Source organism: Enterococcus sp. DIV0294, assembly GCF_050558155.1.
GTDB lineage: Bacteria > Bacillota > Bacilli > Lactobacillales > Enterococcaceae > Enterococcus > Enterococcus faecalis.
The window spans coordinates 386,597-399,032 of sequence record NZ_CP187889.1 but is presented as its reverse complement, the minus strand read 5'-3'; the positions used below and the strand labels follow the sequence as shown (position 1 = coordinate 399,032).

General features: G+C 38.2%; 13 protein-coding genes. 3 read left to right on the top strand and 10 right to left on the bottom strand.

Features of this window, described 5'->3' with window-relative positions:
• Positions 1-23: 23 nt before the first annotated feature.
• Both IGJ20_RS02045 and IGJ20_RS02040 read right to left on the bottom strand, forming a co-directional pair.
• Positions 24-752, bottom strand: a complete 729-nt coding sequence (locus IGJ20_RS02045; RefSeq protein WP_010821401.1) for a YebC/PmpR family DNA-binding transcriptional regulator — start codon at positions 750-752, stop codon at positions 24-26.
• A gap of 130 nt (positions 753-882) precedes the next feature.
• On the bottom strand, positions 883-1,392 hold the full coding sequence (locus tag IGJ20_RS02040) for a VanZ family protein (RefSeq protein WP_002366143.1): 510 nt from the start codon (positions 1,390-1,392) through the stop codon (positions 883-885).
• A gap of 127 nt (positions 1,393-1,519) precedes the next feature.
• Between IGJ20_RS02040 and IGJ20_RS02035 the strand changes: the two genes are divergently transcribed.
• Positions 1,520-3,346, top strand: coding sequence for a M3 family oligoendopeptidase (locus IGJ20_RS02035; protein ID WP_025190153.1), 1,827 nt, complete (start codon positions 1,520-1,522; stop codon positions 3,344-3,346).
• A 24-nt stretch (positions 3,347-3,370) separates the two neighbouring features.
• On the opposite strand, the gene IGJ20_RS02030 is transcribed toward IGJ20_RS02035, so the two are convergent.
• The 8 genes from IGJ20_RS02030 to IGJ20_RS01995 form a co-directional block, all read right to left on the bottom strand.
• On the bottom strand, positions 3,371-4,711 hold the full coding sequence (locus IGJ20_RS02030; RefSeq protein WP_202522322.1) for an MATE family efflux transporter: 1,341 nt from the start codon (positions 4,709-4,711) through the stop codon (positions 3,371-3,373).
• A gap of 174 nt (positions 4,712-4,885) precedes the next feature.
• Entirely contained in the window at positions 4,886-5,536 is a 651-nt protein-coding gene (locus IGJ20_RS02025) for a uracil-DNA glycosylase (RefSeq protein ID WP_430605249.1), read from the bottom strand.
• A gap of 86 nt (positions 5,537-5,622) precedes the next feature.
• Entirely contained in the window at positions 5,623-7,023 is a 1,401-nt protein-coding gene (locus IGJ20_RS02020; RefSeq protein WP_086317638.1) for a M24 family metallopeptidase, read from the bottom strand.
• A 12-nt stretch (positions 7,024-7,035) separates the two neighbouring features.
• Complete coding sequence (locus tag IGJ20_RS02015; RefSeq protein ID WP_002371456.1) at positions 7,036-7,797, bottom strand: DeoR/GlpR family DNA-binding transcription regulator; 762 nt, start codon at positions 7,795-7,797, stop codon at positions 7,036-7,038.
• A gap of 129 nt (positions 7,798-7,926) precedes the next feature.
• Positions 7,927-8,772 (bottom strand): VOC family protein, encoded by an 846-nt coding sequence (locus tag IGJ20_RS02010; protein WP_002355476.1) that lies wholly within the window; start codon positions 8,770-8,772, stop codon positions 7,927-7,929.
• 42 nt (positions 8,773-8,814) lie between these two features.
• Positions 8,815-9,411, bottom strand: a complete 597-nt coding sequence (locus IGJ20_RS02005; RefSeq protein WP_002355475.1) for a nitroreductase family protein — start codon at positions 9,409-9,411, stop codon at positions 8,815-8,817.
• A gap of 170 nt (positions 9,412-9,581) precedes the next feature.
• The gene (locus tag IGJ20_RS02000; RefSeq protein WP_002361227.1) at positions 9,582-10,517 is read right to left on the bottom strand and encodes a LacI family DNA-binding transcriptional regulator; all 936 of its coding nucleotides are present in this window, start codon (positions 10,515-10,517) and stop codon (positions 9,582-9,584) included.
• 4 nt (positions 10,518-10,521) lie between these two features.
• Positions 10,522-10,806: a hypothetical protein gene (locus IGJ20_RS01995; protein WP_025190152.1), complete on the bottom strand. Its 285-nt coding sequence runs from the start codon at positions 10,804-10,806 to the stop codon at positions 10,522-10,524.
• Between the two features lie 291 nt (positions 10,807-11,097).
• On the opposite strand from IGJ20_RS01995, the gene IGJ20_RS01990 reads away from it, so the two are divergent.
• Positions 11,098-11,376, top strand: a complete 279-nt coding sequence (locus IGJ20_RS01990) for a hypothetical protein (RefSeq protein WP_010819744.1) — start codon at positions 11,098-11,100, stop codon at positions 11,374-11,376.
• 182 nt (positions 11,377-11,558) lie between these two features.
• Complete coding sequence (locus IGJ20_RS01985) at positions 11,559-12,413, top strand: M48 family metallopeptidase (protein ID WP_202522320.1); 855 nt, start codon at positions 11,559-11,561, stop codon at positions 12,411-12,413.
• Positions 12,414-12,436 lie beyond the last annotated feature (23 nt).

Below are 12,436 nucleotides of genomic sequence, written 5' to 3'. Positions count from 1 at the left end.
AGGACGCCAAGCATCCCTTTATTTTATAGATTTTCTGCAGAGGTAAATACTTCTGACACATCATCATCGTCTTCTAACTTGTCAACCAAGCGCTCTAATTGCGCTTTTTGTTCCTCGTTCAAGGTTAGTAAGGTTTGCGGAACCATTGTTAATTCAGCTTGTGCTAATGAATAACCTGCTTGTTCTAAAGCATCGCGAACCGCTGTAAAATCTTCTGGTGCTGTGTAAATTTCAAATACTTCTGGTGATGTTTCTAAATCCTCGCCGCCTGCTTCCAAAACGACTTCTAGCATGTCGTCTTCCTCAATTGCATGATCTTCTCTCTTAATGACAATATAGCCTTTACGATCAAACATATAATTCACCGAACCCGTTTCACCTAAAGAGCCACCATTTCGAGTAAACGCGACGCGAACATTGGTGGCCGTTCGGTTGCGGTTATCTGTTAGTGCATGAACTAAAACTGCCACGCCACCTGGCCCGTATCCTTCATAAGTTACCTCGTCATAATGTTCCCCTTCACCAGCACTACTGGCTTTTTTTATGGCGCGAGCAATATTATCATTGGGCATATTGGCTGACTTAGCTTTATCGACTGCTAAACGTAAAGCAGGATTCATTGCGGGGTCAGGGCCACCTGCTTTTGCCGCCATATAGATTTCCCTTGAAACTTTTTGGAAAATTTTCCCACGTTTGGCATCTTGCGCATTTTTACGCCCTTGAATGTTGCTCCATTTGCTGTGTCCTGACATCCTTGATTCCTCCTGACTTTTCGTTACTATTCTCCTTTATTCTACTCTTCTTTTCAGTTAGGAACAAGCGCTACCAAAAAAAGACCCTCGCTTACCCACCGTTCTGACGAATAAACGAAGCTCTTCTAAATTAGCGTCTTCTTTTTTTATTTTTCTTCAAACCATGAACCACCAAACAAATAACGATGGCTGTCAAAGCACCCATGGCATCCAACATAACATCTTGAAAAAGAGGGGTCCTTCCGCCTGTGATCATTTGATGAAATTCATCTAAACCTGCATAGCCAGTAGCAGCTAGCCAGGAAACAACAGCTGTTAAAAACAGGCCTTTGATTCTTGGCACTAATCCAATAAACCAACTACCACCTAATAGAAAATACGTACCAAAATGGGCTCCCTTACGAATAAAAAATTCAACAAATTTACTATAACCACTAGCTTGAATGCTCACTTCACTGCCAGCATATTGAAAAGAAATATTTTTTAATTGTTCTTCAAAAGGATGACTGCTCAGAAGTTTATCTAAAAGACCAACTTGTGATTGCTGTTCATACGTCTGTGATGAACTGAAAAATAAAATGGCCATAATAACAAACGCAATGACTAAATATAAATTACTGTCTTTCAAATAATTTTTCATATAATCCTCTTTTCTTGGTTTCAAGTTGCCCCGTGACTGCCACGGAAAATTCTTTTTTATTATAGTCGGTTTCGAGGGAAAAAGAAACAACTTCTCTTAGGTCTTATGATATACTGAAAAGAAAAAAATGAAAGAAGGATTGGATATGACCTATTCTATTACATGGGATTTAGACAGTATTTTCCCCAATGGGAGCGAGTCCACAGAACTTAGCCAACGAATGACTCAATTAACCGAACAGACAAAAGAGTACCATCAATTAATCACAAAATGGACACCAGAAAGTGCCCAAGGCAAAGAACAATTTGCTGAAATCTTAACGTTACAAGGGAAAATCTCAAATGGCTTTTCACAATGTAATAGTTTTTTAACTGCTTTAATTTCTGCTAATACTAATGATACCAAGGCCAAAATTTTATCAGGCGATTTATACAATCTGTTGCCAGCGATTCAATTAGCTGAAACCATTTTTACTAAAAAAATCACCGAGATTTCAGCAGAACATTGGCAAGACCTGTTAGCCGAAGAACCGTTTAAAACAATGGCTTTTCGCTTAAATGAATTACGACGTGATGGAAAAAAACTGCTTTCCGAACAAGAAGAAAATATCATCAATACGCTTTCTCTAGATGGGTTAAATGCTTGGAGTACACATTACGATACGATTGTTGCTTCCATTGTGATTCCTTTTGAAGAAAAAGATGGCTCTGTGACAGAACTATCTGCAGGCCAAGCCTTTAACCGCATGATGGGAGATCCTGACAAAGAGGTTCGTCAACGTTTGTTTACAGCCTGGGAGAAAGCTTGGAGTGGCAAAGCTTCAATTTTAGCAGACACCCTAAATCACTTGGATGGGTTCCGTTTATCTGATTACAAATTGCATGGCACTACAGATTATTTAGAAAATCCCTTAAACTATAATCGAATGAGTCAAGAAACATTAACGGTTATGTGGGAAACCATCCAAAAAAATAAACAACCATTCGTCGACTTTCTAACGCGCAAAGCGCAATTATTCGGTAAAGAAAAAATGGATTGGCAAGACCAAGATGCACCAATTATTTTAGGTGATTTAGAAGAAAAAACGTATTCCTTTGATCAAGCCGCTGCCTTTATTTTAGAAAATTTCCGTAAATTCAGTCCGAAAATGGCCGATTTTGCCCAAATGGCTTTTGAAAAAAGTTGGATTGAAGCTGAAGATCGTCCAGGCAAACGTCCTGGGGGGTATTGTACAGAATTACCTGAAACACAAGAGTCGCGGATTTTCATGACCTTTGGCAATTCAATCAACGAAGTAGCTACTTTAGCCCATGAATTAGGTCACGCTTTCCATAGTAGCGTGATGTGGGATTTACCTTCATTGAATCGAGAGTATGCCATGAACGTAGCAGAAACAGCTAGTACCTTTGCAGAATTGATTGTTGCTGACGCCACCTTAAAAGAGGCCAAATCAGATGTTGAAAAGATTAACCTTTTAGACACAAAAATGCAAAATGCCATTGCCATGTTTATGAACATTCATGCGCGTTTTATCTTTGAAAATAATTTTTATCAAGCGCGCCAAAAAGGTTTAGTAGCGGAAGAAGATATTACTGAATTAATGTTAGCGGCGCAAAAAGAAAGCTACAAAGATAGTCTTGGCAGTTATCATCCTCATTTCTGGGCGAGCAAATTGCACTTCTTTATTGATGATGTGCCTTTCTATAATTTCCCATATACTTTTGGCTATCTATTCAGCATGGGTATCTATGCGTATGCCAATCAACAAGGCAGCTCTTTTGAAGACCAATACATTGCGTTATTAAGAGACACTGCTTCGATGACAAGCGAAGAATTAGCGAAAAAACATTTAAATGTTGACTTAACAAAACCTGATTTCTGGCAAGCCGGCATTGATCAAGTCCTAAAAGATGTGGAACAATTCATGACTTTAACTGAAAACTATGTAAACTAAGCAAAAAAGAAGCAGTAACCAACATCAGGTTACTGCTTCTCTTTTTTTCAAATAGTTTAGATACGCAAGGTAGCCCACAAGCATTAGTCCAAACGTAACAAATTCAACTACTGGCATGGCTAACCAAACACCGGTTAATCCTAGTAATTTCACCAAAATAAATAAAACTGGCACAATTAAAAAGAACCCACGCAAAGAGGAAATCATTAGCGCCATTTTCGGTTTACGAACTGCCGAAAAGTAATAAATCCCCATAAAATTCAATCCTGTAAACAAGAAGGAAATCGCATATAAGCGGATGGCTGTCCTAGCAATTTGCGCCAACTGGTCGTTCCCTTCGCTATTAAAGACCTCAATAATTTGTCCCGTAAACACTTGACTGATTAAAAAGAACAGGAAGCCGGCGACCAAGTACGTAATAAAGCTAAGTTTAACAAATTTACGCAACACCTTCGTTTCCCCTAAACCATAGTATCGGCTGAGTAATGGTTGCGCCCCTTGCCCAATCCCTGTAAAAATGGCAATCACAATAATATTGAGATTGGCAACAATCGCATAAGCTGAAATCGCCACATGACCAACTAAGTTTAACAAAACAATATTAAATAAAAACATGACAAAGGCCGAAGAAAATTCATTTAAAAAGGAGGAAAAACCAATCGACATAATTTCTCGAACATCCTGAAATTTCACTTTAAACTTTTCAAAACGCAAAACTCGTTGCGGCGACCACTTATGCAACGTAATCAGGATTAAGCTTGTTAACGGTGACATCACCGTTGCAATGGCCGCACCTGCCATGCCCCACCCAAATTGATAAATAAAGACATAATCCAAAATAATATTGACAATTCCCCCACTGACAAAAGCAATCGTTGCCAAACGAGGATTATGGTCATTTCTTAAAAAAGTAATCAGGCAATTGTTTAAAATAAATAATAATGAACAGCTAAGGTAAATCATATAATATTCCTTCGCCAAACCAAACAAGACACCGGTCCCCTGAAGTCCCCGAATAATTTGATCGGAAAAAATCAAGCTCGCTAAAGTAAAGAGACTCCCTATAACGAAAACTAACCCAATCGTTAAACTAAAATACTGATTAGCTTTTTTGATTTCTTTTTGCGCAACCGTGGTCGAAAATAACGTAGCGCCGCCAACCCCAAACATCCAACCTAATCCATTAATAATATTAACGAGTGGTAAGACAATGTTAAGCCCCGCCAACGCCTCAGTGCCGATCCCATTTGCAATGAAAAATGTGTCCGCCAAAATAAAAATTGATTGCGCCGCCATACTTAAAATTCCTAACAGAACATTTTTATAAAACAACGCAGTAAAATGGTTTTGCTGTGTTTGCTCCATACCCAAATCTCCTTCTAACAAAAAAAGGACTCATTCTTTTTGCTTCAAGGCTTACGCAAAAATCAGAATCCTTCAATTATTCAACCCAGCGATTAAATAATCTGTCTATTTATTGATACTTCTAGGGTAGCATTCTCTCTTCGAAAAAACAACCATCCTTCTATTTTTCTCATTTTAAACTATCTTAAGCAGTTGCAGTTGTTTTTGAACCACTTGCCAATCTTCTTTCACGACTTCTTTTAAACGATAATTATAAAAGACAGCCGCTGGATGGAAGAGTGGAATGATTTGATAGGTTTTCTGCGTCCAATGATAGTTTTGTGATTGCTCATCAAATGTTTGAATGGGCGACTGAATGACCGTTCCGTGCACTGCAGTGATTGTTGGCTTTGATCCTAAAAGTCGTTGCAACCCAATATTCCCCAGTGTCAAAATTAGTTCAGGTTGGCAAACAGCGATTTCCCAATCAAGCAAAGGCGCAAAAATTTTGATTTCTTCTTTGGTTGGCGTTCGATTAGGAAATTTGGTTACTCTTTCTCCCGTTTTTGCAATCTGCTTCGTTTTCACAGAAAAAGGTCGACTCCTAACCGCACTGGTGATATACACCGTTTCACGACTTAAGCCAACTTGTTGTAATTGTTCCATCAACAATTGACCTGAACGCCCTATAAATGGTACGTTTTCTTTAATTTCTTCTTTTCCAGTGGCTTCCCCAATCAGCATCACTTTTGGCTGTTGCGGACCTTGCCCTTCCACAAAACCTTCTAATGGTAAGTCTTTCGCTTTAGCTAAAACTGCTTGTTTCAGATGTTCAGGATAGTGCATTTACCATCACGCCTCTCTTCTGGTGTTCTTCCTTTGCTATATTGATTATAAATAAGGCCCAAAAGAAACTCAAAAAAGGAGCCTACTCATTTAGGAGCTGGTTTTTCTACACACAAAGCTTTGTCTTTAGCTAGATAAAAAGGCCGTAAGTAACCAACTAAATTAGACATTGGTAAAACCTCCGTTGGTAAGTCAATCTTCAATGTCTCCTTTAAATAGGCTTTGCGTGTCGCAATCCGTTGCCACATGTCTGGATAAGTTTGCTGAATCTCTTTTTGCAATGTTTCATCAGCCAAAGCCACACATTCTTCTGCACTCACCCCTGTATAACCAGGTACAGAAGGAATAATATCCACTTGAAAGAGCATGCCACTTTCCAAGCGAATGGCTGAATCTGGATAAATAGGCGACGACATCCATTCATCATCCGAAACTAAATGCCCAGGATTCAAATGCCAGTGATAGATTTCTTTTGGTAACTGTTCTTCAATTGCTTGGTACATTTCTCGTCCTAATAGTCCGATTCGAATGGTTTCAAGCCAGTGAACGACAGCTTGAAAATAGGGTTTTGCTACGCGCTCTAAATAATCACGTTGCGCTTCTGGCAATTGCTGCTCGTTTTCAATAACAAAACCTGTTCGGCTAGACAAGCCGCCTTTGTAGCCTGTAGTTAATGATAAGGCATCACCTAACTGAATTTCTTTGGCAGTCGGATACATGTTTGCATATTCAAAACGTTGACCAGTTGCCGCAATGGTTACTACCGTCGGCGTTTGACCTTCATCATTTAACAAAGCCCCAATGTCCGTTTCACGCTGTCCTACTTCAATTGCATTTAAAGCCTTTAACATACTGCGAGAAGCCAAATTCGCCCCATATTCATAGTGCGCCAATTCGTTGGCATTATTTGTTGTGCGGGCCCCCTTTGCTCCAATCAATAAGTGGGTCCCATTTAGTAAACGAGCTTCTTTCGGCAGCGCTTTTTTCAGTGCTTCGACAATAAAATGTGGCACATCAAACATAGTAGCAGGTTCTTGCTGTTGTGTTGTAAACATTTTCCAACCAACGATACCTATTTTTTGAGCAGTTTCATCGAGAAGCGTTTCAAAAATCTGCGACAACTTTTGTTCCCCAGCCATTGGTTGATTAGGTAGTGAAAAAGCTGGATAATGAATTAAATCAGCTGAGATGCGTGCATGTTGGCACAGTTTTAAATTTTCATTGCCTAAAATAAGTGTCGCCATACCATCCTTATTTAACACAAGAAGTCCTTCTTCAAACCTTGGAATAAAGCCAGTTAAGTATTCAAAATTACTGCCATGCTCTTTGTCTGCATAGAAGACCAATTGATCGAATTTTTCTGTTTCCATTCGTTGTAATACTTTCTGCTTACGCGCCATCATCGTTTCATTCGTCAAATACGTTGGAAAAACATTCTCAAAAACAGTAGGTTCAGCAATATGTGTATAATTAATTTTTCGCTTCATTATTATCCTCCATTATTCATCTGCGACAATCAACGTTACGCCTGCTTGCGCTAACTGCTCGCAAAATTTTTCATCAGGTCGTGTATCTGTCACTAAACAATCAATTTCTGTTAATTCACAAATTTTAAATAAACCCGTTTTGTTTAATTTCGTTTGGTCTGCTAAGGCAATGACTTGTTTGCCTTGTTGAATCATTCGCCGTTTGACTTGACCTTCTTCTTCTGTGTGAATAAATAATCCTTGTTCAGATAACGCAAACACACCTAATAATGTATAGTCGGGGGCAAATTCCCCAACCTTAGCGACTGTTTCTGCCCCAAACAAAAAGAGTTGTTGTTTATGCAGTTGCCCAGGTAATACTGTAATTTTTGTTTGATCCATTTGCGCTAGAAGTAGCGCATGACTGAGAGAGTTCGTGATCGCGTGAATCGGACTATTTTCCATCGCTCGAATAGCTGCTTCCACCGTGGTTGATGAATCAAAAAAAATGGACGCTTGTTTGGGAATATTTGCCCAAACTTTTTGGGCAATCGCTTGTTTTTTCTCTGGATGCTTCACTATTCGTTGAGCATAATCGTAAATAGTTGCTTCAGACTGCACTGAGATAGCGCCACCATGCGTTCTCTTTAAATGTCCTTCCTTTTCTAAACGAATTAAATCTCGCCGAATAGTATCTTTTGAAACGGAGACTTGCTCCGCTAACGCTTCCATGGAAATACTTTTTTGTTCATTCACTATTTTTTGAATCTTGGCTAAACGTTCTTCAATCAACATGCTTCCTCACCTCTTCTAAGTAAAGATAGCATCTTTTGCATTGTTTTGCAAACAAATGCAAAACAATGCAAAAAAAGACAAAAAAACTAGTCCTTCATTTTCTAACGAAGGGCTAGTTTGAGAGTGGTTTTAATAGGTAAATTGAATAATCATGCCGCTAGGATCTTCTAACGCAAGTAAATGATCTTTGGCAATAAAATGTAACTTTGCTTCTTCCGCATTGGCTTGGACTATCTCTAAATCTGCCGCAGTTGGTAAACGGAAGGTGTAATTTTCTAAGCCAAATTGATTTTCTTGAATCGTTGGCAGCTGTTTGCCGCTCCATGTATTTGTCCCAATATGATGATGGTACTGACCCGCTGCAAAAAACTTCGCTTGTTGACCAAAGTTAGACTTTAAGCCAAACCCTAAATTTTTATAGAACGTTTCAGTGGTATCTAAATCGGCCACTTTCAAATGAATGTGCCCAATTTTAGAACCTTCGGAAATTCCTAGCCAGTGACCGTCAGCTTCTGCAGCTAAACTATCACCGTCTAATTCTTCTGTCACACCGATAATTTCACCATTTGGACGAATATCCCAGACTTCTTCTGGTTTATCCCAATAAATTTCGATGCCATTATTTTCTGGATCACTTAAGTAAAGGGCTTCACTATAGCCATGATCTGCTGCGCCAATTTGCACATTTTCCTGCAAAAGCCACAGCAACATATTGCCTAAATCTTTGCGGGTTGGTAGCAGGAAAGCAATATGGTACAAGCCAGTGGTACCCTGATTTTCTTCCCCAGCTGTTAGTTCTTTTAAAACAAGAATTGCATCGTTGGTGCCTTGTGGCGCTAGCCAAGCACGTCCCTCTCCTTGTTTTAAAAGTTTTAAGCCAATTGTTTTCGTATAAAAGTTTACCATTTTATCTAAATCAGCCACTTTCAAAGTGACTTGTTGAATCCCAATATTACTTGGTAATGCTTGAACCATTTGCTTTCACTCCTCTCCTCTTCGTTTTACTAAAGCAATGATTTAGTTGAATTCTTTAAAACGAGCACTATCTTCCATGTATTCTTTTTCGCCAGCTGGCGCTTCAATGGAACCAATGACCATTTGTGCACGTAAATTCCAGTTTGCAGGAATTGACCATTCTGCAGCAACCGCTTCGTCAATGACTGGGTTGTAGTGTTGTAAGTTTGCGCCGATATTTTCTTGCGCTAAGGCAGTCCAAACGTTCGCTTGTGTTAAACCAGTTGCTTGTTCAGACCAAACAGGAAAGTTATCCGCATATAATGGGAAGCTATCTTGTAAGTTTTTCACGATATCTGTATCTTCAAAGAATAAAATTGTGCCCGCACCAGCTGCAAAACCTTGTAATTTAGCTTGTGTGTTTGGAAATGCTTCTGCTGGAGTTAATGGTTTTAAGGCATCTTCAGTCATTGCCCATAATTTTTTGTGAGCATCGCCGAATAAGAACACAACGCGTTGTGTTTGAGAGTTAAAAGCTGTTGGACTTTCTCTAACAACTTCTTTTACTAAAGCAGTTACTTCTTCTTTTGAAATTGGTAAGTTTTCTCCTAAAGCATAGATTGAACGACGGTTTTTCATCATTTCAGTAAATTTTGACATAATATGTTCATCCTTTCGAATTTCCTCAGTAAATTCATTTAATTTTGTTTACATGCTTACTATACTACCTTACTAAAAGTAAGTAAAGTTTTTTGTCTTACTTTTTGTAAGTTTTTTTATTTTTTAGTGAAAAACCTTATTCTACCAAAGAAAAAACAACCAGCTTTTTTCTAAGAAAAAGAAAAATCTGGTTGTCGATTAATAAATGTAGAAGTCAATTGAATCGTTTTCGGCCGTTTTTCTTGAAATAAGTGTGTGGCTTTTTCCCCTAACTCCATTAATGGATGACAGATTGTTGAAAAATTTAAAATTTCACTTAATAAAGTTTGCTCCTGTCCCACTAAAAAGAGTGGTCTTTCAATAACGGCTTGAATCCCTGCGGCAATTTCATCACCGTTGGTCACAACCGCTTGGAGCGTTGGATCTTGCCCACAGTGACGTCCTACTTCACACCCATCTTCATAGGTTAAACAGTCCTTAAATAACCGATTTTCAGGAATCGCTCCATAAATTTCCTGATATGCGTCAACTAAATAGCGTGCGCTTGTACTTTTTTCTGGTGCACGGTTAATCGTAATTGCCACTTCACTACATCCTTGTTGTTTCAACGCTTGGAAGACCCGCCGATAAACGGTTAAACGATCGATATAGATACTAGCATAACTAGGGTCTTCTATTTTTTCACAAAAAACAACTTGCTCTTTATACGGAGCAAACACACTTAAAGGATTTGCCTTTGACAAAACAATCATGCCATCAAACGCACCCGTGGCCATTTTTTCCAAGTAACTTTTTTCAACTTCTTTATCATAATCCGTTGGTAATAAACTGACCATCATCCCTTGTTGAAATGCTTGGTGGATAATCCCACTTAAAATAGCATCAAAATAAGGTTGATTCGTATAAGGAACCATGACACCTAATGTATTACTTTTCCCAAAGCTAAGATTTCTCGCTAATATATTGGGCTTATAGCCCAACTCATCGATAATTGCTTGGATTTTCAGTCGTTTTTCTTCAGAAACATACGGATGATGATTAATCACACGCGAAACAGTCGTAACTGAAGATCCTGAAAGGCGCGCAATTTCTCGAATTGTTGTCATACTTTCACCTCATTCCTTTACAAAATTGAGTTAAATAAGGCACAATCCCTGTCCCGTAATCAACAAAACGATAAAAGGTCTCCTGCCAAGCAAAAGAAATTTCCTGAATATCCTCCTGCTGTGTCAAGTGCCACTCCGTTATCTGATGGTACGGAATTTCTTGATGCCAAATCTTATAGTATTTTTTGGGACTATTTAACTGCAGACTTTTGGCCGTCGTAGTCACCGAGACAAAATAGTAATCCATACCAAGTCTATCGCTTATCTCCACTATAACATTCATTTTCATGCCCTCCAATATTTTGATACACATAGCTTACCTTATGAAACGCGTACCAGAGCAAGAGGAAAAATAAAAAAAAGTGAGACCATGTTATACTAGATGTATCATATAAAAGCAAAGGATGAGTGCAATGGAAACTGTTACAGTAGCAACAAAAAGCGACTTACTAACAAATTTGAACAAGCAAACTCTTTTATAACTTTTAAGATAATCAGCTGAACAAAAGTAGCTCCTTCGGAAATAAGCTGAAATTCCTCGAAAGTCAAAAAGCAACTTTCAAAAATTTCTTCTTATTTCTTGGAGCTAAACACTTTTGTCTCAGCCTCGGGGGCACTTGCACAAGAAATTTACCACTTAAAAAAACAACAATTAACCGAAACGGAAGAAATGGGCTTTTTAGTGGGCAGCCAAGGTGCTGGCTCATTTTTAACCTATTTAATCGAGAAGTTATCCTATATAAATTCGGAGCTATCGCCAGAAGAACAAAAAATTGAACATGCGATTTTGCGTTTGTATGTTATTAAAAAATTAACTCCAGAAACTACTTTATTACGTCTAAAACAGTTAGATTATTAAAATTTTATTTAATCAAGATAGACCAATTCCCCGCGTGCAACGAGTCCCTTTCATTAATCACTTGATATAATTACCTTTATTCAAGTTCCCACCATTGTCATTATCGATTAACCAATGGTATATTAGAAGTAACAGATAAGTCATTTTATTTGAAAAAGTGTTTGGGAAATGTTTTGGGAGGAATGTTTATGTGTCAACCGCAGGAAAAAAAGAAAGAAATTTCTGTTGCTAAGTTACGTTATCGTTTTGAAGTACCAATGATTATCATTGGTTTTGTTTTATTGTTTTTAGCATTGGGGTTAGTTGCTTTATTGATATTGAGTGATTTGCCGATTCCTGACTGGTTATTAATTGTCTTAATTGCACCAATTGCGCCAGTCATTGCTTTTTTTACCATTCGTTATATGTACATGGATACTGCTTCTAACGGAGTGGAAATTACAGAAAATCAGTTACCAGAAATTTATTCCTTGTATATTGATTTGGCAAAAGAAATGGGCTTTGGCACTAAAAAATTAAGGATGCCACGTCTTTATTTAATCAACGGGAATGGTGTCTTAAACGCTTTTGCGGCAAAATGCTCTTTACACAGACGCTATGTTGTCATTCACAGTGATTTGTTGGATATCGCGTACAATACAGGCGATTTTTCGCTGATTCGCTTTATTTTGGCACACGAGCTAGGACACCATAAATGTGGGCACACTAATTTATGGCGACTAATGTTATCCATTATTTTGAAACCAGTTGCGTTAGATAAAAGTTTTACAAGAACGCAAGAATATACCGCTGATCGCGCAGGTTTATACTACGCAGAAGAAGGTGCTTTAAGCATGATTTATTTATTTTCAGGAAAATACATGGGCAGTCGTGTGGATTTAGAAGAATACTTTCACAGTATTGATTTACATGATGATACCATCTGGCTTAAATTGAGTAACTTCTTATCCGATCATCCTGTTGGCTTCCGTCGAATGCAAACATTGAAAAAAGACAAAGATACTGGCAATTGGGATGTTCATGGAAAATTTTTCTAGCAAGAGCCAACCATCATTAAATA